Origin of the sequence: Loktanella gaetbuli (assembly GCF_020531945.1) — a bacterium.
Taxonomy (GTDB): Bacteria; Pseudomonadota; Alphaproteobacteria; order Rhodobacterales; family Rhodobacteraceae; genus Loktanella; species Loktanella gaetbuli.
Window position 1 is genome coordinate 54,963 of sequence record NZ_JAJATZ010000004.1, and the last position, 24,950, is coordinate 79,912.

At 64.1% G+C, this 24,950-nt stretch carries 29 protein-coding genes and 1 other RNA gene; 15 read left to right on the forward strand and 15 right to left on the reverse strand.

Features of this window, described 5'->3' with window-relative positions:
* Window positions 1–4: 4 nt before the first annotated feature.
* The 8 genes from LGQ03_RS09660 to LGQ03_RS09695 all read right to left on the reverse strand — a co-directional run bounded on the left by LGQ03_RS09660 (window position 5) and on the right by LGQ03_RS09695 (window position 7,033).
* Complete coding sequence (locus LGQ03_RS09660; RefSeq protein ID WP_226748237.1) at window positions 5–1,108, reverse strand: TFIIB-type zinc finger domain-containing protein; 1,104 nt, start codon at window positions 1,106–1,108, stop codon at window positions 5–7.
* 60 nt (window positions 1,109–1,168) lie between these two features.
* Window positions 1,169–1,756: a cytochrome b/b6 domain-containing protein gene (locus LGQ03_RS09665; RefSeq protein WP_226748238.1), complete on the reverse strand. Its 588-nt coding sequence runs from the start codon at window positions 1,754–1,756 to the stop codon at window positions 1,169–1,171.
* Window positions 1,757–1,794: 38 nt separating this feature from the next.
* Window positions 1,795–2,907, reverse strand: coding sequence for an SPFH domain-containing protein (locus LGQ03_RS09670; protein WP_226748239.1), 1,113 nt, complete (start codon window positions 2,905–2,907; stop codon window positions 1,795–1,797).
* A gap of 11 nt (window positions 2,908–2,918) precedes the next feature.
* The gene (locus tag LGQ03_RS09675) at window positions 2,919–3,884 is read right to left on the reverse strand and encodes a DUF2927 domain-containing protein (RefSeq protein WP_226748240.1); all 966 of its coding nucleotides are present in this window, start codon (window positions 3,882–3,884) and stop codon (window positions 2,919–2,921) included.
* Window positions 3,885–5,063: a toxic anion resistance protein gene (locus LGQ03_RS09680; protein ID WP_226748241.1), complete on the reverse strand. Its 1,179-nt coding sequence runs from the start codon at window positions 5,061–5,063 to the stop codon at window positions 3,885–3,887.
* A gap of 9 nt (window positions 5,064–5,072) precedes the next feature.
* Entirely contained in the window at window positions 5,073–5,927 is an 855-nt protein-coding gene (locus LGQ03_RS09685) for a 5-bromo-4-chloroindolyl phosphate hydrolysis family protein (RefSeq protein ID WP_226748242.1), read from the reverse strand.
* Window positions 5,927–6,127 carry a hypothetical protein gene (locus LGQ03_RS09690; RefSeq protein ID WP_090159132.1) on the reverse strand — a complete coding sequence of 67 codons (201 nt, stop codon included), beginning with the start codon at window positions 6,125–6,127 and terminating at the stop codon, window positions 5,927–5,929. The genes LGQ03_RS09685 and LGQ03_RS09690 overlap by 1 nt, the downstream gene beginning before the upstream one ends.
* A gap of 75 nt (window positions 6,128–6,202) precedes the next feature.
* Window positions 6,203–7,033: a pseudouridine synthase gene (locus tag LGQ03_RS09695; RefSeq protein ID WP_226748243.1), complete on the reverse strand. Its 831-nt coding sequence runs from the start codon at window positions 7,031–7,033 to the stop codon at window positions 6,203–6,205.
* A gap of 64 nt (window positions 7,034–7,097) precedes the next feature.
* Here LGQ03_RS09695 and LGQ03_RS09700 point away from each other — a divergent pair, with 64 nt between their 5' ends.
* The gene (locus LGQ03_RS09700; RefSeq protein ID WP_226748244.1) at window positions 7,098–7,544 is read left to right on the forward strand and encodes a nucleoside deaminase; all 447 of its coding nucleotides are present in this window, start codon (window positions 7,098–7,100) and stop codon (window positions 7,542–7,544) included.
* Window position 7,545: 1 nt separating this feature from the next.
* Here LGQ03_RS09700 and lysM read toward each other — a convergent pair whose 3' ends face one another.
* Window positions 7,546–7,983 carry a peptidoglycan-binding protein LysM gene (gene lysM / locus LGQ03_RS09705; protein WP_226748245.1) on the reverse strand — a complete coding sequence of 146 codons (438 nt, stop codon included), beginning with the start codon at window positions 7,981–7,983 and terminating at the stop codon, window positions 7,546–7,548.
* A 188-nt stretch (window positions 7,984–8,171) separates the two neighbouring features.
* Complete coding sequence (locus LGQ03_RS09710; RefSeq protein WP_090159225.1) at window positions 8,172–8,861, reverse strand: metal-dependent hydrolase; 690 nt, start codon at window positions 8,859–8,861, stop codon at window positions 8,172–8,174.
* 126 nt (window positions 8,862–8,987) lie between these two features.
* Between LGQ03_RS09710 and gatC the strand changes: the two genes are divergently transcribed.
* The 7 genes from gatC to rpmG all read left to right on the forward strand — a co-directional run bounded on the left by gatC (window position 8,988) and on the right by rpmG (window position 13,988).
* Window positions 8,988–9,275 carry an Asp-tRNA(Asn)/Glu-tRNA(Gln) amidotransferase subunit GatC gene (gatC, locus tag LGQ03_RS09715; protein ID WP_226748246.1) on the forward strand — a complete coding sequence of 96 codons (288 nt, stop codon included), beginning with the start codon at window positions 8,988–8,990 and terminating at the stop codon, window positions 9,273–9,275.
* Complete coding sequence (gene gatA, locus LGQ03_RS09720) at window positions 9,275–10,756, forward strand: Asp-tRNA(Asn)/Glu-tRNA(Gln) amidotransferase subunit GatA (protein WP_226748247.1); 1,482 nt, start codon at window positions 9,275–9,277, stop codon at window positions 10,754–10,756. The genes gatC and gatA overlap by 1 nt, the downstream gene beginning before the upstream one ends.
* 29 nt (window positions 10,757–10,785) lie before the next feature.
* Window positions 10,786–11,481, forward strand: coding sequence for a hypothetical protein (locus tag LGQ03_RS09725; protein ID WP_319004473.1), 696 nt, complete (start codon window positions 10,786–10,788; stop codon window positions 11,479–11,481).
* A gap of 59 nt (window positions 11,482–11,540) precedes the next feature.
* Window positions 11,541–12,152: an N-acetylmuramoyl-L-alanine amidase gene (locus LGQ03_RS09730; RefSeq protein WP_226748464.1), complete on the forward strand. Its 612-nt coding sequence runs from the start codon at window positions 11,541–11,543 to the stop codon at window positions 12,150–12,152.
* Between the two features lie 12 nt (window positions 12,153–12,164).
* Window positions 12,165–12,540, forward strand: an RNA gene (gene rnpB, locus LGQ03_RS09735) — RNase P RNA component class A.
* Between the two features lie 177 nt (window positions 12,541–12,717).
* Window positions 12,718–13,713 (forward strand): sensor histidine kinase, encoded by a 996-nt coding sequence (locus LGQ03_RS09740; protein ID WP_226748465.1) that lies wholly within the window; start codon window positions 12,718–12,720, stop codon window positions 13,711–13,713.
* 107 nt (window positions 13,714–13,820) lie between these two features.
* Entirely contained in the window at window positions 13,821–13,988 is a 168-nt protein-coding gene (rpmG, locus tag LGQ03_RS09745) for a 50S ribosomal protein L33 (RefSeq protein WP_008233681.1), read from the forward strand.
* 55 nt (window positions 13,989–14,043) lie between these two features.
* Here the strand turns inward: rpmG and LGQ03_RS09750 are convergent, their stop codons facing one another.
* The 3 genes from LGQ03_RS09750 to LGQ03_RS09760 all read right to left on the reverse strand — a co-directional run bounded on the left by LGQ03_RS09750 (window position 14,044) and on the right by LGQ03_RS09760 (window position 16,138).
* Complete coding sequence (locus LGQ03_RS09750) at window positions 14,044–14,931, reverse strand: DMT family transporter (protein ID WP_226748248.1); 888 nt, start codon at window positions 14,929–14,931, stop codon at window positions 14,044–14,046.
* Between the two features lie 101 nt (window positions 14,932–15,032).
* Window positions 15,033–15,803 (reverse strand): Bax inhibitor-1/YccA family protein, encoded by a 771-nt coding sequence (locus LGQ03_RS09755; RefSeq protein WP_090159123.1) that lies wholly within the window; start codon window positions 15,801–15,803, stop codon window positions 15,033–15,035.
* Between the two features lie 122 nt (window positions 15,804–15,925).
* Window positions 15,926–16,138 (reverse strand): DUF1127 domain-containing protein, encoded by a 213-nt coding sequence (locus LGQ03_RS09760; RefSeq protein ID WP_226748249.1) that lies wholly within the window; start codon window positions 16,136–16,138, stop codon window positions 15,926–15,928.
* A gap of 114 nt (window positions 16,139–16,252) precedes the next feature.
* Between LGQ03_RS09760 and LGQ03_RS09765 the strand changes: the two genes are divergently transcribed.
* The gene (locus LGQ03_RS09765) at window positions 16,253–17,119 is read left to right on the forward strand and encodes a LysR family transcriptional regulator (RefSeq protein WP_226748250.1); all 867 of its coding nucleotides are present in this window, start codon (window positions 16,253–16,255) and stop codon (window positions 17,117–17,119) included.
* Here LGQ03_RS09765 and LGQ03_RS09770 read toward each other — a convergent pair.
* The gene (locus LGQ03_RS09770) at window positions 17,109–18,068 is read right to left on the reverse strand and encodes an NADPH:quinone oxidoreductase family protein (protein ID WP_226748251.1); all 960 of its coding nucleotides are present in this window, start codon (window positions 18,066–18,068) and stop codon (window positions 17,109–17,111) included. The two genes, LGQ03_RS09765 and LGQ03_RS09770, sit on opposite strands and share 11 nt — an antisense overlap.
* A gap of 268 nt (window positions 18,069–18,336) precedes the next feature.
* Between LGQ03_RS09770 and LGQ03_RS09775 the strand changes: the two genes are divergently transcribed.
* The 4 genes from LGQ03_RS09775 (at window position 18,337) to LGQ03_RS09790 (ending at window position 21,510) form a co-directional block, all read left to right on the forward strand.
* Window positions 18,337–18,702, forward strand: coding sequence for a helix-turn-helix domain-containing protein (locus tag LGQ03_RS09775; protein ID WP_226748252.1), 366 nt, complete (start codon window positions 18,337–18,339; stop codon window positions 18,700–18,702).
* 89 nt (window positions 18,703–18,791) lie between these two features.
* A complete protein-coding gene (locus LGQ03_RS09780; protein WP_090159118.1) occupies window positions 18,792–19,604 on the forward strand; it encodes an inositol monophosphatase family protein in 813 nt (270 codons plus the stop codon).
* Window positions 19,597–20,937 (forward strand): 8-oxoguanine deaminase, encoded by a 1,341-nt coding sequence (locus LGQ03_RS09785; protein WP_226748253.1) that lies wholly within the window; start codon window positions 19,597–19,599, stop codon window positions 20,935–20,937. Before LGQ03_RS09780 ends, LGQ03_RS09785 begins: the two co-directional genes overlap by 8 nt.
* Before the next feature lie 90 nt (window positions 20,938–21,027).
* A complete protein-coding gene (locus LGQ03_RS09790) occupies window positions 21,028–21,510 on the forward strand; it encodes a CAP domain-containing protein (RefSeq protein WP_226748254.1) in 483 nt (160 codons plus the stop codon).
* A 67-nt stretch (window positions 21,511–21,577) separates the two neighbouring features.
* Here LGQ03_RS09790 and guaD read toward each other — a convergent pair whose 3' ends face one another.
* Entirely contained in the window at window positions 21,578–22,870 is a 1,293-nt protein-coding gene (gene guaD / locus LGQ03_RS09795; protein ID WP_226748255.1) for a guanine deaminase, read from the reverse strand.
* Window positions 22,871–22,976: 106 nt separating this feature from the next.
* Between guaD and mgtE the strand changes: the two genes are divergently transcribed.
* Window positions 22,977–24,365: a magnesium transporter gene (gene mgtE / locus LGQ03_RS09800; RefSeq protein ID WP_090159113.1), complete on the forward strand. Its 1,389-nt coding sequence runs from the start codon at window positions 22,977–22,979 to the stop codon at window positions 24,363–24,365.
* A complete protein-coding gene (locus LGQ03_RS09805) occupies window positions 24,353–24,910 on the forward strand; it encodes a 5-formyltetrahydrofolate cyclo-ligase (RefSeq protein WP_226748256.1) in 558 nt (185 codons plus the stop codon). The genes mgtE and LGQ03_RS09805 overlap by 13 nt, the downstream gene beginning before the upstream one ends.
* Window positions 24,911–24,950: the final 40 nt, after the last annotated feature.

Sequence of the window (24,950 nt, forward strand, 5' to 3'; positions counted from 1 at the left end):
CTTTTTAAGCGTTCATCGCGTATAGGTAGCCGACTGTTAGCGCCACCACCAGCCCGACGATCACGGCAAAGGCGATCTTCCACGCAGAGTAGGGCCGTTCGCCCTGCACCCGTCCGGTCCTGCCGTTCACGACAAACCGGTAGGACTGGCCGTTGTATTTGTAGGCCGCAACCCAGACCGGCAGCAGAATATGCTTGAACGTGACGTCCGATATCCGGGTCTGCACGTCCGCGACCTGCTGACGGTCGCCGCCGATGTCGAATTTCACGTCGCGCAGGATCATCGCATCCATATAGCTGCGCGCCTGGGCGAAACCGTCCTGCAATTCCACCTGATAGGCCTCGGCGCGAAATCCGGCCAGATAATCGGGCTGATAGGGTTCCAGCCCGGACAGATCCCACGGTTCCAGCGCATCTGTGTGGGTCTTGGGCAGTGATGTCGAGGCCAGCACCAGCACATCATCGAAAAACCGTGCGACCCGGCCCGTGGCCCGCCGCCAGCGGGTCTTGCGCACCTGAACGGTACGCATCTTGCCGTCGCGCATCACGCGTTTGCTGACAAAGTAATCGTCGCCGCGTTGCCCGATATAGTCGGACTGGGTCTGCGCATCAAAGGTCCAGTAGGGGACATAGATACCGTCCATGCGCCGGCCCTTGCGGGCGTATTCCTTTAGCCCGTTGGGGGCGAACCACAGCCCGCCTAGCCAGTCCATCATCGCCTGATGCACCTGGCTGTCATCCACGGAAAACGGCAGAAGGCCGCGCGGCTTGATGTGGCGATGGGTGCCTGTGCCCGTGACCACGGGTGTGGCGCAGAACGGGCATTCGGTGGCGTGAATGTCGGGGTCGAATTCGACCTGTGCCCCGCAATTGGGGCATTGCGACACGCGGGTTTCCTCGATTTCGGCCTCGGGCAATTGCGCGTTGAGCGCCGCTGCGAAATCCAGCTCGCGGACCTGCACAAAGGGGCTAGCGCTGCTACCGATCGCCTGCACGTTGCCGCAATGATCGCAGACCAGATCGCCGCTGGCGGGGTCGAACCGCAGGTCGGACCCGCAGGCATCACAGGGAAAACGGTGTGCGGTGAGAGGCGCGGTTTCGGGGGGCATGGTGGCTCCGGTCATCGGGGGGCCAAGATGGCATGAATTACCGGCGTTGCCAGTGCGAATTCACAGATAACGGTGCCAGCGTTTCGGGGCCATGATGCGCAGCGCGTTGTCGCGCAGCTTGACATGGCGCCAGACGTGGAACCCCGCATGCCCGACCGCGACGACCGCCAGCAGGTAGTATTCGTAGATGTGGATCTTACCGATGATCTCGTTCGCGGCCTTCATGTCGAGTGGCGGCGCGAAAGGCAGAAAACCACCGGCCTTGAGCAACCTGTCAGAGGTCAGTCCCAGCAGAAATCCGGTCAGCGCCACGCCGAACAGGCCCCAGATCAGCGTCTTGTGCAGCCACTGGTGGATAACCTTGGCGCGCGGTGACAGCTTTGGCCCAGGTCGTCCGACCAGCCCGCGCCGCAGATAATCCGCATACCAGACCAGCGTCAGGGTCACGAACACCAGCGCGAGCGTCGAATGCGCCTGAAAAGCAGCCGGGCCAAAGGGCACGACCACGGCCGGGGTGACGAACAGGAACCAGACGAACATCGGGATCATCGCCAGATGCGTCCATTTCACCAAGCTGCGCCGCACCGGCATGCGCGCGCGGATGCGGGCACGCCAGTCGGGCCGGGCAGGGTCAGGTGCAACACTCATGCCTTAGTTACGTTGTCCGTCGCGCAAAAGTTTCGCCTTCATGCCCCCGGTGGGGGCGGCGGCATCACGGTGAACAACTGCGCCAGTTCCGTGTCCTCGGCGGCCATCCAGCCGTCCTGGCCTTGGGTCCAGACCATGGTTTCACGGGTCAGCGCGCCTTCGGTCACCTTGCGCCCCATCGCGGCCTTGGAAAACGGACCGCTGGTCTGGCCTGCCTCTGCGATGTGCCAGACGTGTTCGACAGGCGGCGGCGGGGGCGGGGGTGCGGCGGTGGCCGCTGCAGGCTGGGGTGCTGCACCCCATGGGCCGGCCTGCATCATGTTGCCCATCTGCATCCCCAGACCGGCCCCCATGCCCATGCCCATCGCTTGCCCCGCGGCCGATCCGGGCTGTGACATGGCCTCTGCGGCCTTCCATTTCATGTGGTCGTCCAGATTGCCCGCGATCCCGCGGCTGGTGCGTTCGTCCAGTGCCTTTTCCACTGCGGGTGGCAGGCTGATGTTCTCGATGTACAGCTCTGGTATGGTCAAGCCGTATTGCGCCACGGTGCCGTCGATCGCCTTGGCGACCAGATCGCCCAGATCCTTGGTGTTCGCCGCCATATCCAAAGCTGGAATGCCGCTGGACGCCAGCGCGCGGCTGACCTCCTGCACGATGATGTTGCGGATCTGGAACGTCACCTCGTCGGCGGTGAAATCGCCGTCGGTGCCCACAATCTCGCGCAGGAACAGTGCAGGGTCCGCCACCTTGATCGTATAGGTGCCGAATGCCCGCAGCCGGATCGGCCCGAATTCCGGGTCGCGCAGCATGATCGGATTTTTCGTGCCCCACTTGAGGTCGGTAAACCGCGTGGTGTTGACGAAATAGATCTCGGACTTGAACGGCGACCGGAACCCGTGGTCCCAGTGCTGAAGCGTCGTCATGATCGGCATGTTGTTGGTTTCAAGCATGTAGAGGCCCGGCGTGAACACATCCGCCAGCTGCCCCTCGTGCACGAACACCGCCGCTTGTCCCTCGCGGACCGTCAGCTTGGCCCCGTATTTGATCTCGTGACCCTGCCGTTCGAACCGGGACACCATCGTGTCACGGGTGTCGTCCGTCCAGTGAATGACGTCGATGAACTGACCCGAGAGAAAATCGAAAATGGACATGGGCGGTCTCCTTAGCTGCCACCGCTGCCAGTCAATTCGGTCGCGATCTGGCGGGCGATGGGGGCGGCTTCCATAATGGACATGCCGGTGGTGAAACGGGGGTCATACAGCATTTTCAGCAGCAGCTCGTCATGGGTCGTCAGCAGGCCGAATTCCTCGTCGTCGTTGAAAATCGACGGGCGCGCCTGCGGGCTGTCGTTGGCCAGCCCCAGACCCTGCGCCACCTCTTCGTGAACGCAGGATGTGCGCAACAGGTCTGGGTGTTCCGCGCGGATCACGGCGACGGCCTTGGCATAGCTGCTGGACCCGCCTTCGGAAAACGCGATGACGATGCACAGCTGGTCACGCGGCAGGTTCATGATCGCACGCAGGCTGCCGGGGCCGATGCCCGGCACGATCTGACGAAGGCGATCAGCATAACCGGCACGGTCGTCCTCTGATAAAAACAGAACGTGAAAGTTCGGATCGTTTTCGGACATGCGGATCGGCACGCCACTGACCCGCGATAGCCGCGCTGCATAGGCCGCGACACCGGTGCGGTCGCGCGCGCGCTGGGCTGCCGGCACCGACGCGCCGAATTCGACGCTCATGCGGATCGGCTGATCCCAGCGCCGCAGCTTTGACGCCGTGGCCTGCGCGCGCAGCACGTCGCCATCGGTGACATATTCGTCGTAGAGCGCGATACGGATGAAATTGCGCGCCAGCATCGTATCGGTGAACGGCGTATCCGCCCCGCCACCGTCGCCCCGCAACAACCCCTGCGCCAGCAGATCGTTCTGCAGACGCCGATAGTAGGTCGCCAGCGCCATGCTCTCGGGGCTGGCTACGGGGGCAGGGGGTGCGGGTTCCGGCACGACCGGGGTCACACGTTCGACCGGGCGCGCAACCTGATCGGGGGCGGCCGTCTCGGTCGGTGCGGTGCAGGCCGCTAGACCACCCAGCACCACCGCCGCGACCAGATTGCGCATTGGGATCATTCAGGCCTCCGCAGCGCCGGTTGCGCGGGGACGCATGGCACTGGCCGAGGCCAGCGTGTTTTTCAGGTCGCCTTCCATCTTTTGCAGGTCTGCTTCGGCTGTGGCGCGACGGGCCTTGCCTTCGTCCGCGATCTGCAGGCTTTCCTCGATGGTGGCGATCAGGTCGGTGTTGGCCTGTTTGACAGCCTCGATATCGAATACACCGCGTTCCATTTCCGTGCGGATCACCTTGTTGGCGTCGCGCAGGTTCTTGGCATTGGCGGTCAGCAATTCATTGGTCAGGTCGTTTGCCTCGCGCACGGCCTGTGCCGCCTGCGACGACCGCTGGATCGTCACCGCCTGCGCCAGCTGCGTTTCCCACAGCGGTACCGTGTTCACGAGCGTCGAATTGATCTTGGTCACGAGGCTCTTGTCGTTTTCCTGCACCAGACGGATCGACGGCAGCGACTGCATCGTCACCTGCCGCGTCAGTTTCAGGTCATGCACCCGGCGTTCCAGATCGTCACGCGCGGCGCGCAGGTCGCGCAATTCCTGTGCGGCCATGACACCCTGTTCGTCCGGCGCGCCCTTGACGTCTGCCTCCTTGGCGGGAATTTCGTCACTGTCGATCTGTGCCAGACGGGCTTCGCCTGCGGTGATGTACAGGCCCAGCTCGTCATAAAAGGCGAGCGTTTTTTCATAGAGCTGATCGAGCGATTCGATATCCTTGAGCAGAGTCGTCTCGTGACGCAGCAAGTCCTCTGTGACGCGGTCGATCTGGGTCTGCACGTCCTCGAACCGGGCCACGAATTTCGCCATCGGCGTCGCGCGGCCCAGCAACCGGTCCCACCAGGACTGCTTGCGGCCCACATCCAGTTCGCTGACCGAAAAACCGCGGATCGTGCTGACGATTTCACGCAAGGAATCGCCTGCAGGACCCACGTCCTTGTTGCGCACGCCGGACAGCATCGACTGGCTGATCGCCTGCAATTCGGCCTGTGCCGCCGATCCGAACGACACGATCGATCCGGTGTCGTTCAGGTCGATTTCGTCCATACGCGACCGGATCGCGTCAGAGGTCACGGGGTCCGCCTGTTCCAGCGGCACCAGCGCGCCTGCGGGTTCCGGCAGGACGACGGCCGTGACCTTTTCGATGTCCGAGGTGCGGGAGGTCGCCGCCGTGCGGGTCTTGTCTGACATGGTTTCTTCCTATCTTTCGCGCGACAGCCGGTCGCGCAGCACCTTGATCTCGATATCCATAGCATTGCGATCGTCGGCTAACAATTTCTCGGTGCGGCTGGTGAAATTCTGTTCCAGATCATCCAGCAGCGCAGTGTAATCCGCCTGCGCCGCCGGTTGCGGGCCGCGCGCGGCAAGGTCCGCGAACTGTGCCGTCGCATCACGTGCGCCCAACAAATAGACGCCCAGATACTTGCGCGCCGCCGTCAAGTCGCGCGGGTCCTGTTCGACCGCCCGGATCATGCGCCGCGCACTGGTCTGGAACGCCGCAACCCGCGCGGTCAATGTGCGGTCACGCAGACGCGCGATCTGGTTGGTCATGTCGGTCAGATAGGCCTCGGCCTCATCCACCACGCGGGCCACACGATCCTGCTGGAACGTATCGACGCCCGACAGGCGCTTGTCGCGCAGCGGATCAATGCCAAAGGCCGCCAGATGCAGACCGGTTGCGGCGATGCCGTAGACGATGGACCCGGCCACACCCGTGTCGCCGGTCACGGCCGCAAGTCCCACACCAACCCCCGCCAAAATGGCCGCGATGATCTTGCGCGGCAGGGCGGGGCGGCGGGCGACCTCGCGTGCATCATAGGCGGCCTGCGCCCGCAGACCGTCGCGCAGCAGCCAGGCCCCCGCCGTCATCAGCCCTGCCGCGATCAGCGCTGTGACCATCACGAATGGCCCGTTGTTGAGCGAGGCAAAGACCAGTGCGATGGGCGGCGCGAACATCAGGTTCGCGCGCGCACCTACCGGATGCACCGTCACGCGGTCCACCGGGGCCGCGGTCCCGCCGCCGGGGCTGAATTTTCCGCCGAACCGCTGAGCCATCAGGCGGCACCCAGCCAGCCGGTGCTGACCCCCAGCATCAGCAAAAACAGCAGAACAAAGGAAATCAGGCGAAATGGTTTCGGCATCGGGGACTCCGACGTGAGGGGATCACTGGTCATGGCGCGCACTGCCGACGCCACGGTCCCCACGGCAAAGGCCGCGCCCGCAATCAGCAGCAAAATGAGGACAATACGCAGCATCAGCGACCGGTCCGGTTAGGGTCATAGGACACTTAGGTAGTGATGGGTCGCCCGATTTGCGAGGATTTTTGCACCCTATCTGCGCTTTGGGGCACCGCGCTGCGGTCTTGGACCCTCGCTACCGGGTTTGCGTGGCCGTTGCACCGGTTTGCGCGCGCGGGTCGCGGGTTCGGGGGCGGCCATACCCAGCTGGTCGCGCAGCACGCGCCCCTTGACTTCTTCGACAGCACCGGCGGCCAGATTGCCCAGTTGGAACGGACCATAGCTCACACGGATCAGCCGGTTCACGATGGTGCCCACGGCCTCCATCGCGCGGCGGATCTCGCGGTTCTTGCCTTCGCGGATGCTGATCGTCAGCCAGGCGTTTGCGCCCTGCTGGCGGTCGAATGTCACGATCATCGGCTGATAGTTGACGCCTTCGACGGTGATGCCCGCACGCAATTCGTCCAGTTTCGCCTCTGACACCGACCCCTTGATGCGCACGCGGTAGCGGCGCAGCCAGCCGGTGCTGGGCAGTTCCAGCCGGCGCTTGATGCCGCCGTCGTTGGTCAGCAGCAGCAGGCCTTCGGAATTGATGTCCAGACGGCCCACGCTCATGACGCGCGGCAGGTCTTCTGGCAGTTTGTCGAACACCGTTTCCCGGCCCTGATCGTCGCTCGCCGTGGTCACAAGGCCTGCGGGCTTGTGATACAGCCACAGGCGCGGGGCTTCGGGCTTGCCCACGGGTTTGCCGTCGACCACGATGCGGTCGCGGTCGGTCACGTTCAGCGCGGGGCTGGTGATCGTCTTGCCGTTGACGCTGACGCGCCCGGCTTCGATCATGCGTTCGGCCTCGCGGCGCGACGCCACGCCGCTGCGCGAAAGGACCTTGGCGATGCGGTCGCCGTCTGGAGTGTTCTCTGTCATCCCTCCGCGTTATCCTGAATCCGTGGGGCTTGCCAGAGTGTCCCACCTGCGGGCATGACGGGGCATGACATTTCGCAGCTACATGGACCTGGCACTGGCACAGGCCCGCGCCGCGGCCGACCGGGACGAAGTGCCGGTGGGTGCCGTGATCGTGGGGCCGGACGGCGTGCTGGCGCAGGCCGGAAACCGCACGCGGGAACTGAACGACCCCACCGCCCACGCCGAGGTGCTGGCGATCCGGGCCGCCTGTGCGGCCTTGGGGCAGGAACGGCTGACCGGTTGCGATCTGTATGTGACGCTGGAACCATGCCCGATGTGCGCCGCCGCGATCAGCAGCGCGCGATTGGCGCGCCTTTATTACGGGGCGTCTGATCCGAAATCGGGGGGGGTCGCCCAAGGGCCGCGGGTGTTCAGCCACCCGCAATGCCACCACGCGCCACAGGTCTATGACGGCATTGCGGCGCAACAATCCGAAGACCTGCTGCGCCGCTTTTTTGCGTCGAAACGCTAGTTCATTCCTGCGGGATGCGCAGGTTCTGACCGGGATAGATTTTGTCCGGGTCGGACAGCATCGGCTTGTTTGCCTCGAAAATGGCGTGGTACTTGCTGGCCTTGCCCATCGTGGCTTGTGCGATGGCGGACAGGGTGTCGCCTTTTTTCACGGTGTAGAACACCGGCTCTGCGGCCGCGTCTGCAACTTCGATTTCCTCTTCGACTGCAGCCACGCCATCGACGTTGCCGGCGGCCAGAATGATCTTTTCACGCTGTTCCTGAGTCGGGGCCTTGCCCTTGATCATGACCTTGTCGCCCTCGACCGTGACCTGCACGTCGGATGCGTCCAGACCCAGATCCTTCAGTTCGGCGTTCAGCGCCTCTTGTGTCGATTCCGGCGCGTCGTCCTTGCCGAACAGTTTCTTGCCCGCATCTTTGACAAAGCTGAAAAGTCCCATGTGTGATCTCCCTTTTGCTGATCGCGCTCAGGGTAATCACGATTGCGTCACCGTGTCACGGCATCCCGCATGGGCGGCCTCGCGCGGGCTGAAAATTCACCAATGAAAAACCCCACCGCGCACAGATCGAACCATCTGACGCGCGGTGGTTTTCGCCCCGATTGCCAATTGGCAATCGGTTCGGCGGCCTACAACGTGACGGTATCCATGACCGCTGGTGTCGCCACATCGACGCCGGGCAGGGCGTCGCGCATGACCTGCGCATCCTGTGCCAGCGCGTCGAACGTGCCATAGTGGCAGGGGATCACGGTTGAAAAATTGAAATACCGTTTCGCGGCATAGGCAGCACGGCCCATGTCCATCGTGTAAAATCCACCCGCGCACAAAATGCCGATGTCGGGTTTGTGCAAGTCGCCCATCCAGTCCATGTCGGCCATGATGTCGGTGTCGCCGCTGAAATAGATCGTTTTGCCTTCACCCGCGATCATGAAACCGCATTCGGTGCCCGCGACCCGCGTGCCGTCCGCCCCGTCAAAGGACGATGAGTGCACCGCGTTGACCATCGTGACATGCGCGCCGTTCAGATCGACGGTGCCGCCCTTGTTGAAACCCACCGTTTCGATGCCGTCGCCCGCGATCACGCCCATCAGTTCCACGATGCCGTAGACCGGTGCGCCCGTGTCCCGTGCGATCTGCTGGACCTCGCTTGCGTGGTCGCCGTGACCGTGGGTCAGCAGAATATGTGTCGTTCCTGCGATCGCTGCGTCGCGCTGGTCGTCCGGAAACGACGGGTTGCCGTTCAGCCAGGGGTCGATCAGCAGCACTGCCTCCGCGATTTCGATACGAAAACTGGCGTGGCCCAGCCATGTGATATTCATCTCGGTCATTCCTTCTTGTGCGATGCCGTCATGGTAGCTTGCGCACCCCGCCCGGCAATGCAGCCGTGCTTGCAGCGCATCGCCGGGGCGGGTAAACGCAGGCTGAACCGTAGAAACGAGGCCCCGATGTCCATCGATACCGACACCGCCCGCCGCGTGGCCAAACTGGCGCGCATCAAGGTCGAAGACGACGCTTTGCCCGCGCTTGCGCAGGAATTCAGTGCGATCTTGGGCTTTATCGAGCAGCTGAACGAGGTTGATGTGGACGGGGTGGAACCGATGACATCCGTCACGCCGCAACGCCTGTATCGCCGCGATGACGTGGTGACCGACGGTGGCCAGCAGGACAAGGTGCTCGCCAATGCGCCCGACGCCCGCGAGGGTTTCTTTGCCGTGCCCAAGGTGGTGGAATAATGTCCGATCTGACCAAACTGACCATCGCCGCCGCCCGTGACGCCCTGCGCAAGGGCGAGGTGACCAGCGCTGAATTGACCAGCGCCTGCCTGACGGCGATTGACGCGGCCGATACGCTGAACGCATTCGTGCACAAAACGCCCGAAGTTGCAGAAAGCCAAGCCAAGAGCGCGGATCAGCGCATTCAGGCGGGTGAGGCGCCAGATTTGTGCGGTATCCCGCTGGGGATCAAGGACCTGTTCTGCACCAAGGGGGTCGCCTCTCAGGCGGCCAGCCGCATCCTCGAAGGGTTCAATCCGGAATACGAATCCACCGTCACGACGCAGCTGTTCGATGCAGGCGCGGTGATGCTGGGCAAGCTGAACATGGACGAATTCGCCATGGGCAGCAGCAACGAAACCTCCGTCTACGGCGATGCCGTCAACCCGTGGAAGGTCGATGACCGCCAGCTGACGCCGGGCGGGTCATCCGGCGGGTCCGCTGCCGCTGTCGCCGCCGATCTGTGCCTGGGGGCCACCGGCACCGATACTGGCGGATCGATCCGCCAGCCCGCCGCATTCACCGGGATCACCGGGATTAAACCGACCTATGGCCGCGTCAGCCGCTGGGGCGTCGTGGCATTTGCCTCGTCGCTGGATCAGGCAGGCCCGATGACCAAGGACGTGCGCGACAGCGCGATCATGTTGCAGGCGATGTCGGGTTTCGACGCCAAGGACAGCACGTCGGCCAATATCCCCGTGCCCGATTTCGAGGCCGCGCTGACCGGTGATATTCGCGGCAAGGTCATCGGTATTCCAAAGGAATACCGTATGGACGGCATGCCCGCCGAGATCGAAAAACTGTGGCAAGACGGGACCGCCATGCTGCGTGACGCAGGCGCAGAGGTGCGTGACATCACCCTGCCGCACACCAAATACGCGCTGCCCGCCTATTACGTCATCGCACCCGCCGAGGCGTCATCGAACCTTGCCCGCTACGACGGTGTGCGGTTCGGCCACCGGGCCAAGCTGGACGCGGGCGACGGCATCACCGAGATGTACGAAAAGACCCGCGCCGAAGGCTTCGGTCCAGAGGTGCAGCGCCGCGTCATGGTGGGCACCTATGTGCTGTCCGCGGGTTTCTACGATGCCTATTATAACCGTGCGCGCCGGGTCCGTGCGCTGATCAAGCGTGACTTTGATCAGGTGTTCGCAGATGGTGTCGATGCGATCCTGACGCCCGCGACCCCGTCCGCCGCCTTTGGTCTGGGCGAGATGAAGAACGCCGACCCGATCCAGATGTACCTCAACGACGTATTCACCGTGACGGTGAACCTCGCTGGTCTGCCGGGCATCAGCGTGCCAGCCGGACTGGACGCCAAGGGGTTGCCACTGGGTCTGCAACTGATCGGTCGTCCTTGGGAAGAGGGCGATCTGCTGAATGTCGCCTATGCGCTGGAACGCAGCGCAGGTTTCAACGCCAAGCCCGCCAAGTGGTGGTAGGCTGGATCATTCGTTCAAGGAGGCGTGACGTGATCCGTTCTGTTCTGTGTCTGACGGCCCTGGTTGCCACTGCCGCCTGTGCGCCGCGTGTGCCCGATAGCGGCGCGGCGGCCGTGATGGCAAGCCAACGCGCCGCGCAGCAGGCGCAGGCGCCGGCAACCTTCAGCGCACCTTCTGCTGTCGCTGCAGCGCCGCTTGGTGCCGACAATCAGGCGGTCGCGTCCTCTGAACTGGCCGCATTGGGCATCGGTGCGGGTGCAGCCGCCGCACCAGAGCAGGTCGGCCCGCCGCTGTCGGCAGTCAGGGTGCAGCAGGTCGCATCGAACAATGCAGCACTGTCCGACGAAAACAGCTTTGACGCGGTGGCATCGCGCGAAACGATCGAATCCGATGCGCAGCGCCGCGCGCAACTGGCGGCACAGCGACAGGTCGTCATGCCGACTGCAGTACCGAACCGGCCAGCCGATACCGGACCGAATATCGTCGAATACGCCTTGTCCGCGCCCAATCGCAAAGGTCAGGAATGGTATTCAAGGTCAGTCTTTGCCAGTCAGCGCACGTTCGAACGCAATTGCGCCGAATACAATTCGCCTGATGCAGCACAGCGCGATTTCCTGGCGCGTGGCGGGCCGGAACGCAATGCGCGCGGGCTTGACCCCGACGGCGACGGCTTTGCCTGTGGCTGGGATCCGGCACCGTTCCGCCTTGTGGCGACTGGCAACTGACCCCGATCCGGCACCCGTCCCCGAACTGCGGGCCGCGGCGTGACGGTGCCGTGCCCGATATCATCGTGCTGCATTACACCGCGATGGCGGATCACGCTGCCGCTGCCCGCGTGCTGTGTGATCCCGCGCGAGAGGTATCGGCCCATTACCTGATCGGCACCGACGGCGAGGTGCTGGCCCTGGTACCAGAGGACCAGCGCGCGTGGCATGCGGGGGCCGGGCGCTGGGGCTGCGTGACGGACGTGAACAGCCGGTCCATCGGGATCGAGATGTCCAATATCGGCACCTGTCCCTTTGCCGCGGCGCAGATGGATGCACTGTGTGATCTGGTGGCCGGCATCATGGGGCGTTGGAACATTCCCGCACACCGCGTCATCGGACATTCCGACATGGCACCGGGGCGCAAGATCGACCCCGGCGCGCGATTCGACTGGCGCAGGCTGGCGCGCGAGGGTCTGTCGATCTGGCCTGAACGGGCCACGCCGGGGGATTTCCGCGCGGACCTCGCGCGGTTTGGCTATACGGCGGATGTGGACGACGACACGCTGCTGGCGGCGTTCCGCCTGCGGTTCAGACCGCGCCATACAGGGCCGCTGGACGACATTGACCGCGCGCTTGCCGCCGATCTGGCAGCGCGGTTTGGCGTTGACGCAAAGGGTTCGCCCCAGTAACGCAAACCCGACACGGATGGCCGGGTGATCGCGGCCGCGCAAGCGGTCGAGGAAAGTCCGGACTCCATAAGGCACGGTGCCGGGTAACGCCCGGCGGGGGTAACCCCAGGGATAGCGCCACAGAGAACAGACGGCCACGCATGCGTGGTCACGGTGAAACGGTGGGGTAAGAGCCCACCGCGCGACTGGCAACAGAAGCGGCACGGCAAGCCCCACCGGGAGCAATGCCAAATAGGGGCCTCGTGCCGGAGCGATCCGGCAGGGACGCCTGACCCGAGAGGCCCGGGTTGGCAGCCAGAGGGTCGTCGGCAACGACGGCTTTAGACGAATGATCATCCAACCGCAGCAATGCGGGGGACAAAATCCGGCTTATAGGCCATCCGTGTCATCTCGCGCCATGCGCCCGCCCTAAACCAAAGCAGAATTGACCGATGGTCGGGGTGCAGGTAATTTAATGATCGAACTTGTCTTTGGGGGGCTAAGTATGACGCGTCTCGGCCAAACGACTCGGACAGGGTGCACCGCTGACGCAATCGACCGTGATGATGCGGCGTTGGTCGGTGTTATGCCGCAAAACCAGTCCCTGACACTATCATTGCTCGCCAGTTCGCCAGACTGCGTGAAATTGCTGAACCTGGACGGCAACCTCATATTCATGAGTTACGCCGGACAGGGTGCGATGGAAATCGACGACGTCGATGTGATTCTGGGTCAGGATTGGTGGGCGCTGTGGCCCGAGGCCGAAACCGACCGTCTGCGGGACGCCGTGCAGGCGGCGGCAGGCGGTGAGACATCGGAATTCGTGGCGTTCTGCCCCACGGCCAAGGGCACACCGCGCTGGTGGGCTGTGACGGTGTCCCCGGTGCGCGAGGCGGATGGCACCGTGGGCAAGGTGCTGGCGGTGTCGCGCGATGTGACGACGCTCGTGGATCGTCAGACCGCGCTGGAGGCGGCCCTGGCCGAAAGCGAGATGTTGCGCCGTGAGGTCGATCATCGGGTCAAGAACAGCCTGAGCCTGGTGTCGAGCATGTTGAACATGCGCGCCCGGGCGTCCGACGATGAAAATGTACGTGAAGCACTGGCTGACGCCGCAATGCGGGTCCGCACCATCGCGTCGGTTCATGACAAGCTGCATCGCGCCATGTCGGACGAGGTGGCGCTGGACGAATACCTGTCATCGCTATGCGCAGATATCCAGCAAAGCATCGGCGGAACCGTCAGTCTGGATTATGCGGGGTTGGGCCCGGACCTGCGGGTGAAATCCGAGGTCAGCCTTGCCTTGGGGTTGATCGTGGCGGAACTGACCGGCAATGCCTTGCGCCACGCGGAACTGGGGCTGGACGGCGTGATCGGTGTCGATCTCATCCGGCCGTCCGACAACCGTGTCGCACTATGCGTGCGCGACAACGGCTGTGGTCTGGCGGAGGATTTCACACCCGACGGCGCGGGCGGCATGGGGATGATCGTGGTGCAATCCATGGCGGCCAAGATCGGTGGCGCACTGGATTGGGTCGCCCTTCCCGATGGTGGAACGATGTTCCGTGTCGGGTTTGATCTGTAATCCGCAGCTTTTGCGGTTGACTCGGCCCCCGCGCCAGTTAGAAGGCGGACTTCAAGAGATATGATCCGCGCGCGCGAAGCGTCTGCGCCGCGAACAGGAGAGACACCATGGCGAAGCCAACCACGATCAAGATCCGCCTGAACTCCACCGCGGGCACAGGCCATTTCTACGTCACCAAGAAAAACGCCCGTACGATGACCGAAAAGATGGTCATCAAGAAGTACGACCCCGTTGTGCGCAAGCACGTGGAGTACAAGGAAGGCAAGATCAAGTAATTGATCCGCCTCTGACGGTTACGCTGGGCCTCGCAATTGCGGGGCCTTTTGCGTTTCAGGTGTCGGCGTTCTTGCCCCGCCACATGATGAACAGACCCGCCAACACGATCAGGCCGGACCCGATCCATGTTGCTGCATCGGGGCGTTCCCCGAACAGCGCAACGCCCAGGGCGATCCCGAACAGCAGACGGCTGTAGCGGAATGGAGTCACGGCGGACACGTCACCCGTGCGCATTGCGCGCATCAGGCAGGTATAGGCGATCACACCGGCTGCGATGGTGCCTGCCAGCCAGAGGGCTGTCGTTGCCGTCACCGCACGCAACGCAAAACCGTCCCACACGGTGTAAAGCGCGCCCGCGATGACCAGTGCACAGAACCCGTAGAACCCCAGCAGCGTGGTGCTGACCGTCAGCGGTGCGGCACGGCTAGCCAGATCGCGCCCGGCAAACCCGGCCATGCCGATGACCGCCAGCAGGGACAGGGCGCTGAACCCATCCGTGCCGGGCCGGATGATGATGACGACGCCGATCAGGCCGATGAAAATCGCGGTCCAGCGTCGCCAGCCGACGGTTTCGCCAAACAGCAGCGCGGCACCCGCGACGACGACCAGCGGGGTGGCCTGCAGGATGACCGTGGCGGCGGACAGCGGGATCAGCGCAATCGCCAACCCGTAGAACAGCCGGCCCGTGATTTCGAACAGGACGCGGATACGCATGGGCCGCGACAGCACGTCCGGCACGAACAGCGGTTGGCCCATCCGTTGCGCCCGCAGGGCAAAGACAACGGCACCGCCCACCCCAAAGATGATGAGGATCTGCCCCAGCGGCAGGGTGGTGGCCGCGGCCTTGATAAACGCATCCTCGACCGCAAAGAGCGCCATCGCGCAGACCATGTAGGCGCTGCCGATCAGGTCGGCACGGCGGGCGGTGGCAATGGCAGTCATGGGGCGATCCTGATGCGGGGCAGAGTCAGCCTAGCGTGCGACCGCGCAACAAAAAAGGCCGGTCAGCTGACCGGCCTTTGATAACGGGTATGTCGTGCTGATTATTCGCGGTTGCCGAACAGTTGCAGCAGGAACATGAACATGTTGATGAAATCGAGGTACAGGTTCAGCGCACCCATGATCGCCGATTTCGCCAGCCACTCGCTGTCGCCATGCTGGGCGTGTGCGATGTAGTCATTCTTGATCTTTTGGGTGTCATAGGCTGTCAGACCCGCAAAGATCAGCACACCCAGAACGGAAATCGCCAGTTGGACAACGCCCGACCCGAGGAAGATGTTCACGATGCTGGCGATGATCAGGCCGACAACACCCATGATAAGGAAGCTGCCCCAGGCCGAGATGTCACGCTTGGTCGTGTAGCCGTACATCGACAGCGACGCGAATGCGATCGCGGTGATCAGGAACACCTGGATGATCGAAACGCCGGTGTAGACCGCAAAGATCCACGACAGCGAAATACCCATCAGCGCCGCAAACGCGTAAAAGAACGTCTGTGCACCGGCAGCGGACAGTTTGTTGATCATCGCGCCGAAGGCGAACACCATGACGAGGGGGGCGAACATCACGACCCATTTCAGCGGGCTGGTCCACAGCGTCGCGCCGAATTCGGTCAGATAGGTGCTGGACCCGATCTGGTAGGCGGTCGGTTCGGTCGAAATCGCCAGACCCGAGATGGCCCAGGCGGCGAGTGCCGTAATCAGCATGCCCACAGACATGATGCCGTAGACCTTGTTCATGTGGGCGCGCAGCCCTTCGTCGATCATAGCCGTGCGGGAGGTGCCCGCGCGGGGGATCGTCTGGTATTGTGCCATTGAGACCTCCTGCAAAAACGTTGCGCCGGATTTTTCGACGCTCGTGCCCGATATTGGCAGGTTGCCCCCTTATTTCAAGTGGTATGGACCTGAAATCGGAGTGATCGGCAGGCCCGAAACCCTCAGGCGCGCCAGTGACGCGGAGAGTCCCAGACAGGCTGCGCTGTGTCGGCTGCGATCTGGGCGCGGGTCAACCCGATGTCGCGCAACTGCGCGTCGGTCAGCCGGTGCATCGCCCGGCGCTGGCGAAATGCCCGGTCGGCGGCAATCAGGCGTGCAAACAGGCCAAGTCGCGGTGTTCTGGCATGCAGGTGCCGTTGAGTCAGGGTCGTCATGATATCATCCTGTGTGAAGTGAATTGGTCAATCTATCTCGATGCTTGATATCTGGGCGCGGTTTATCCATAGTTCAAACGAATATGTCTGAACTGTCGTATCAAGGATTGTGATATGCCCCGGAACATCGATATGACGGCCTTGCGATCCTTTGTCGCGGTGGCGGATTGCGGTGGCGTGACCCGTGCGGCGGGGATCCTGAACCTGACGCAATCGGCGGTGTCGATGCAGTTGCGCAGGCTGGAGGATTCGCTGGGCCTGACCCTGATGGACCGGTCGGGGCGGACCATCGGGTTGACGGCGGCGGGCGAACAATTGCTGGGATACGGACACCGGATGCTGGCGCTGAACGACGAGGTGTTCGCCCGGCTGACCGCGCAGGAATTTTCCGGCGAGATCCGTCTGGGCGTGCCGCATGACATCGTTGATCCCTATGTGCCGCGCGTGTTGCGCGCGTTTTCGACCGAATTTCCGCGGGTGCGGGTGCAGTTGATATCGGCCCCCACCTTGCAGTTGCGCGACATGTTCGACCGGGGCGCGTGCGACGTCATCATCACAACCGAGGCCATACCCGGTCCCGAGGCCGAGACCCTGACCGAGATCCCGTTGGCATGGGTCGGTGCCATCGGGGGCACGGCCTGGCGCACGCGCCCCCTGCGGTTGGCCTATTGCAGCAATTGCGTCTTTCGGCCCGGGGTGATCCGCGCGCTGGAACAGGCCGAAATCGCATGGGAACTGGTCGTGGAATCGGATGGTGACAGCGCGGTCAACGCCGCTGTCAGTGCCGATCTGGCGGTGCAGGCGGTCATCAGGACCGACATTTCCCGCCAGCATGAGGAAATCGCCCACGGCGGTGCCTTGCCTGACCTGGGCCGGACCAAGATCGCGATGTATTCCCAAGGGGGTGACGCGCCGGTGCTGACGCGCCTGTCAGAACTGGTTCGCGCGGCTTACGGCCAGCGCGAACCGGCTATGGCGTGATCACGACCTTGCCGGTGGCCTGACGGTTGGCCAGCAGGTCCAGACCTTCGCCCGCGCGGTCCAGCGGCAAGACATGGCTGATGTGCGGACGCAGCTTGCCCTGAGCATATAGGTCCATCAGGTCCGACAGGCTGTCGGTCAGCGCGTCGGGCGCGAATTTCAGGTAGCCGCCCCAGTAGAACCCGATGACGGTGATGTTTTTCACCAGCAGGATGTTCGCGGGGATCTGCGGCACGTCACCGCTGGCAAAACCGACGGCGATGACCCGCGCCTCGCGGTTGCAGGCCGACAGGGCAGCCTTGAACGCGTCGCCGCCCACCGGGTCATAGACCACATCGACACCGCCCAGCGCCTTGAGCTGCGATTTCAGGTCGCCGTCGGTGCTGTCGATCAGGTGATCGGCGCCGGCCTCGCGGGCGACCGCCAGCTTGTCCGCGCCGCGTGCCACGGCGATGACCCGCGCGCCCAGCGCCTTGCCGATTTCCACCGCCGTCAGGCCCACGCCGCCCGCGGCACCCAGCACCAGCAGGGTTTCCCACGGTTGCAGGCGCGCGCGGCGCGTCAGCGCCAGATGTGACGTGCCATAGGCCACCTGGAACCCGGCGGCGACGGTATCGGGCATGGCGTCTGGCACCGGGCGGCACAGGGCGGCAGGAAAGGTGGCGACGTCAGCGAGGCCACCCTGACCGCCGAACACGGCCACGCGGGTGCCGATGGCGGGGCTGTCCACGCCCGGACCGTGTGCGATCACGGTGCCGCAAACCTCCATCCCAAGTGTAAAGGGCGGTTCCGGCGTGTCCTGATAGGTGCCTTTGGCCATCAGCATGTCCGCGAAATTCAGACCGCAGGCGGCGATTTTGACCGCGACCTCACCCGCAGCGGGAGAGGGGGTTTCGACCTCGGCCAGGGCTGGCTGGGCGTCGAAGGTCTGGATCTGGAATGCGCGCACAAGGTCACCTTTTGGTCTGCTGTTGCGGCCAGCGGACTGCCTATTCGGTTTGGTGTCAAGACGGGCGCACCTATCCGTTCGGATGGGTGACATGACCTTTTAGCCAACTTGCCCCATGGTTGTGCGCGGGTAATCTGTCGTCACTGGCTGCAACCATGACTTGTTTGGTGTGGCCGGGGGTTTGTGTGCCAGGCCCGGGCTTTGCGGATGGTCCCGCGTGTCCAGCGCGAATTGGCCGGGTCGATTTATTTACGATTGAGGGAAGAGAATGAAGCACGAAGTTGATGTCCATGTCGGGAAACGTATTCGCCACCGGCGCTGGATGCTGGGCACCACGCAGCAGCAGCTGGCCGAGGCGGTCGGGATCAAGTTCCAGCAGATCCAGAAATACGAAACCGGCATGAACCGTGTCAGCGCATCGCGCCTTTGGGATATTTCCAAGGTGCTCGACGTGCCGGTTGCATTCTTTTTCGAAGGAATCGACCTGGAGGAGCAGGACAACCATAAAGGCACGCCCGGCGACCTGTTGTCAGACAAGGAAGCGCTGGACCTGCTGCGGTCCTATTACGCGATCCCCGAAAACCAGCGCCGCCGTCTGTTCGACCTGGCGCGTGTCCTGAGCGACGCAGCCTGAGCCGGGTTTCAGGCCCTTTGCGGTTCGCGATGGCAAGTCAGCGGCAAGCGAAGTAGGTCCAAAGGCATGAATTATGCTGTTGAGGCTACATGATACCGCTGACTGACGAACTGAAATCGGACCTGCAAAAGGTTGCCTTTGCGGCAGCCGACGCCGCGCGGGACGTGACGCTGTCCTATTTCCGGTCTCAGACGCTTGAGGCTGAAAACAAGGACGCCGACGGGTTCGATCCCGTGACCCGCGCGGACCGCGAGGCCGAACTGGCGATGCGCGCTGTGATCCAGCAGGCCCGCCCAGACGATGGCATCCTGGGAGAGGAGTTGCCGACCGTGACGGGGCGCAGCGGGCTGATCTGGGTGCTGGACCCGATCGACGGCACGCGCGGGTTCATCAGCGGCACCCCGACCTGGGGGACGCTGATTTCGGTGGCCACCATCGGCGGACCGATTTTCGGTATCATCGACCAGCCTTTCATCAAGGAACGGTTCATCGGCGGTTTCGGTACGGCCGAGGTGCGCGGACCGCATGGCACCCATCCCCTGCGGACCCGGGCCAGTCGCTCGCTCGAAGCGGTGACGCTGCTCAGCACCTTTCCCGAAATCGGGACCAAGACGGAATATCGCGCGTTTCGTGCCCTGTCCGAGCGGGTGCGGCTGACGCGCTACGGGATGGACTGTTACGGCTATGCGCTGCTGGCGGCAGGGCAGGTGGATCTGGTCGTTGAGGCCGGATTAAAAGCCTATGACATTCAAGCCCCGATCAGCGTGATCCAGGCGGCGGGCGGCATCGTATCGAACTGGCAGGGTGGCGCGGCCTACAGCGGCGGTCAGGTCATCGCGGCGGCCAATGCTGATGTGCATGCGGTGGCGCTTTCGATCCTTCAGGATGCGTTGAATGACTGAACTGCTGCTGCGCGGTGCGCAATGCGTCGTGACGATGGATGATGCGGGCAGCGAACACGCGACATGCGACATCCTGATCCGTGACGGCGTGATTGCCGGCATCGGGCGGGGTCTGACGACCCGTGGTGACGTGGTCGATGTGGCGGGATGCGTGGTCACGCCGGGGCTGATCAACACGCACCACCACCTGTATCAATCGCTGACGCGTGCCGTGCCGGGCGGACAGGACGCGCTGTTGTTCGGCTGGTTGCAGACGCTCTATCCGATCTGGGCGCGGTTCGGGCCCGAGGACATGTTCGTATCCACCCAGACCGGGCTGATCGAGCTGGCATTATCGGGCTGCACCACGACGGCAGATCACCTGTATCTGTTTCCCAATGGTGCGCGGCTGGACGACACGATTGCAGCCGCCGCAGAGGTCGGTTTGCGGTTTCATCCCACGCGCGGTGCCATGAGCATCGGTGTCAGCGATGGCGGGTTGCCGCCCGATGTTCTGGTGGAACGAGAGGCTGCGATCCTGGAGGATTGCATCCGGGTCATCGACGCCTTTCACGACCCAAGACCGGGGGCGATGGTGCGGGTGGGCGTGGCACCCTGTTCGCCGTTTTCCGTCAGTCGCGACCTGATGCGGGACGCGGCGCTGCTGGCGCGGGACAAGAGGGTCATGCTGCATACGCATCTGGCCGAAAATGACGAGGATGTGGCCTACTCGCTGGCGAAATTCGGGTGTCGCCCCGGGGAATACGCGCAGGATCTGGGCTGGACCGGTCCCGATGTCTGGCACGCGCATTGCGTGAAACTGGACACGGCCGAGATTGATTTGTTCGCCCGCAGCGGCACCGGCGTCGCCCATTGTCCCTGTTCCAATTGCCGTCTGGGGTCAGGGATCGCGCCAGTGCGCGCGATGCTGGATGCAGGCGTGAACGTGGGGCTGGGTGTGGACGGATCGGCCAGCAACGACGCGGCCAATCTGATCGGTGAGGCGCGGCAGGCAATGCTGCTGCAGCGCGTGACCCGCGGTGCCGACGCCATGAGCGCGCGTGCCGCCCTGCGGCTGGCGACACGCGGCGGCGCGCGGGTGCTGGGGCGCGATGACGTAGGCCAGATCGTGCCGGGCATGCGTGCTGATCTGGCGGTCTGGGATGTCTCGGGGATCGAGGCCGCTGGCAGTTGGGATGCGGCGGCGCTGGTCCTCGCGGGACCAACCCGCGTGCGGGATCTGTTTGTCGAGGGCCGCGCCGTGGTGCGCGACGGGCAAGTGGTGACCGTGGACACGGGCGCTGTGATCGCGCGGCAGAACATGCTCGCGGCAAGGTTGGCCGAACGGGCTTGATGAACCCGGATCGGTCTGCCGCTGGCAAAAATCGGCGCAAGATCGTGGCATGGGTAGGCGGAACGCATATTTCGTGGCAGATGGTCCGCCATGAAAATGTTTGCCTTGCCCCTGATCCTGTCATTGTCCGCCTGCGTGCCGGTCCCGGTGCCTGTCATCATGGTGTCGGATGGTGCGCCCCGGCAGGCGCTTGCTGGCAACACGCCCGCTTTTGCCGGATTTGACCGTCAGTTGGCCGCTGCAAGGGCGCAGGCCGGGCGTGCCCCGTTGGTGTCCAATGCGGCACTGGACCGGGTGGCCGCGGATTTTGCCGCAGAACTGGCGGCGCGTCGGGCGCTGACCCATCGCGACCGGAACGGCGGCAACGCCATGGCCCGCGCCCGTCGTGCCGGGGTTGCGGCCTGCGGCGTCGGCGAAAATATCGCACAGGGCTACGGCACGTCCGATCAGGCCTTTGCGGGTTGGATGGCCTCACCCGCGCACCGCCGCAACATGCTGAACGCGACCTACACCAACTACGGGATCGGCACCGCCGACGGTTATTGGGTCGTGGTGATGCTGCTGCCGTGTTAGAGGGCAGCGGTCTTGGTTCGCGGTGAGAGCCGACCGGCATAGTCGGACGAGGCGATCTGTTCGGTTCTTACCCTGCGGCAACCCGCCGCCCGGCCACCCAGACGTCGCGGATGGCGCGGTCGTCGCCCATCATGAGCGTGGGGAACAGCGCCTCCCAGATGTCGTCGGCGCTGGCGCGGCGCTGGGCGATGGCGGGGGTAGAGGCGAGGTCGAGCACGCAGAGGTCGGCCATGGCCCCCGTGCCCAGATGGCCGATCTGGCCGCCCACGTGCAGCGCCTGTGCTGACCCTTCGGTCGCCAGCCACATCAGTTGCGCGGGGTGCAGCGGCGTGCCGCGCAACTGCCCGATTTCATAGGTCGCAGCCATCACTCGCAGCATGGAAAAACTGGACCCGCCGCCGGTGTCCGTGGCCAGCCCGATCCGCAAGCCCGCGCTTGCCAGTCCCATCATGTCGAACAGGCCCGACCCGATAAAGGTATTGGAGGTCGGGCAATGGATGACGGCGGCACCGACATCGGCCAGGCGGTCAATTTCGCGCGGTTCCAGATGGATCGCGTGACCATAGAGGCCGCGTGCGCCCAGCAATCCGTGCGCCTCGTAGGTGTCGAGGTAGTCGCGGGCGTCGGGGTAGAGGTCGCGGACCCATGCGATTTCGTCGACCTGTTCGCTGAGATGCGTCTGCATCAGGCAATCGGGGTGTTCGGCCCAGAGCGCGCCAAGCGCCGACATCTGGTCGGGCGTCGAGGTGGGCGAAAAGCGCGGCGTGATCGCATAGGTCGCGCGGCCCTGTCCGTGCCAGCGCTCCAGCAGACCCTTGCTGTCGTCGTAGGCCGTTTGCGCGGTGTCGCGCAGGTCGTCGGGGGCATTGCGGTCCATGCAGGTCTTGCCGCCGACGACGGCCATGCCGCGGGCCGCTGCCGCCTGAAACCATGCGTCCACCGAGGCGGGGTGGATCGTGCAGAAACTGGTGAGCGTGGTCGTGCCGTGCGCGAGGGCGAGGTCCAGCGTGCGGCCTGCGATCATGTCGGCATAGGCGGGATCGCTGAATTTGGCCTCTTCGGGAAAGGTATAGGTATTCAGCCAGTCGATCAGGCGTTTGCCCCAGCTCGCGATCATGGTGGTCTGGGGATAGTGCATATGCGCATCGACGAACCCCGCGCAGATCAGCGCGTCGCCGTAGTCGGTGACGGGTGCCTGCGGGTAGGTCCGGCGCAGGGTTTCGGCGGGGCCGACATCCGAAATGCGCCCGTCGCGGATCAGGACCGCGCCTGCGCTGTCGTGACGGGTGGCAGCCTGCCAGTCGGCCAGGGCGTCACCGGTGAATTGCAGGGTTTGTCCCAGAAGAAGATGCTCTATCATGTCCGCACCCTATGTGGCGGCCCAGGCAGGCACAATCACCCCGATGCGCTGTTGTCGCCACGTCCGCGCAAGCTATGCTGAAGGCAAGCCAGCCAAGGGGACCGCCATGTCAGACGCGCAGATCGAACCGGAGGTCCCGGAGGACGACACCGAAGAAGCATTCGGCATCACCGACCGTATCGTATCCGATGTCATCGCGGCAATCGACGCCCGCAACGCCGAGGATATCGCGGCGCTGCTGGAACCACTGCACCCCGCCGACATCGCGCATCTGATCGAGGTGATCGACGCACGCCCCCGGCGCGAGCTGATGGAGTTGTGGAAGGGCATCGACGGCGAGGTGCTGTCGGAACTCGACGAGAACCTGCGCGAGGAGATCATCGACCTGATGCAGCCGGCAGAGCTGGTCGAGGCGATGCGCGATCTGGACAGCGACGACGTTGTCGATCTGGTCGAATATCTGGACCCCGAACAGCAGGATCTGGTGCTGGATGCCCTGTCGCCCACGGACCGCGTGGTGGTCGAGAAATCACTGACCTACCCCGAGGAGTCCGCCGGTCGCCACATGCAGGTCGAACTGGTGCGCGCGCCGGAACACTGGACGGTTGGCGATACGATTGATTTCCTTCGGTCCGATGTGACACTGCCGGATCAGTTCTATCATATCATTCTCGTTGATCCGCGGCTAAAGGCGGTGGGTTACGTGACCCTTGGGCGGGTGCTGTCGCACCCGCGCGCGACGCTGCTGCGAGACCTGGTGGAGGACACGTTCCGTACGTTCAACGTGTCGCAGGACGTCGAGGAGGTCGCGCAGGCGATCAACCACTATCACATGATAACGGCCCCCGTGGTGGACGACGACGGCCGGATCGTGGGTGTCATCACCATCGACGACGCCATGGCGTTCCTGGAAGAAGAGGCAGAAGAAGACCTGCTGCGTCTCGCCGGTGTGGGTGAGGGCAGCCTGTCGGACCGGGTGATCGAAACGACGAAACAGCGCGCGCCCTGGCTTGCGGTGAACCTGGCGACTGCGATCTTGGCGTCACTGGTGATTTCATTGTTCGAGGGTACGATTTCGTCGCTGGTGGCACTCGCCGTGCTGATGCCCATCGTGGCGTCCATGGGCGGAAACGCCGGCACGCAGTCACTGACCGTGGCCGTGCGCGCGCTGGCGACCCGCGACCTGACCGGGTCCAACGTCTGGCGCGTCATCCGGCGCGAGGTGTTGGTGGGCCTGATCAACGGGTTGTTGTTCGCCGTGGTGATGGGGGTCGTCGGACTTGTGTGGTTCGGCTCGCCCATGCTGGGTGTCGTGATCGCGGTCGCAATGGTAATCAACCTCGTGGTGGCGGGGCTGGCGGGCACGGGGGTGCCGATCATCCTGGACCGGTTGAACATCGACCCCGCGCTGGCGTCCGGTGCATTCGTGACGACGGTGACGGATATCGTTGGGTTCTTTGCTTTTCTGGGACTGGCGGCGGTATGGCTGCTGTGACCAAGGCGCAGGCACGGGCGGATGCCTTTGCCCGGCGGGCGGCGGCGCATGCGATGGCCAAGGCCCCGGCGGGCAAGCTGTCGGAATTTCTGGCAGGCCACCGTGGCGTGCCATTGGCGGGCTATGCCGCGATGCGCACTGAGATCGACCCGCTGCCGGTGATGGAGGAGGCCGCCGCACACGGCCCGGTCGCAATGCCGGTAGTGATGGGCAAGGATCAGCCGCTGCAATTCCGCGCCTGGACGCCGGGTTGCGCGATGGTGGCGGGTGACTTTGGTGCGCTGGTGCCGGCGGCGGGCGATTGGATCACCCCGCAGATCGTCATCGTGCCGCTGGTCGCATTCGACAGGCGCGGCGGGCGGCTGGGCTACGGCGGTGGGTTCTATGATCGCACGCTGGAACGGCTGCGCGCCGACGGACCGGTGCTGGCCGTGGGGTTCGCCTACGCGGCGCAAGAGGCAGAGGATTTGCCGCTTGAACCGACCGATCAGCCGCTGGATCTAGTCGTGACGGAACACGCGATTCTGGAGATCCCGGGCAGGTAAGTTCGCGAAACGACGTCCGGTTCCCCTTGCGGCAGGTCGG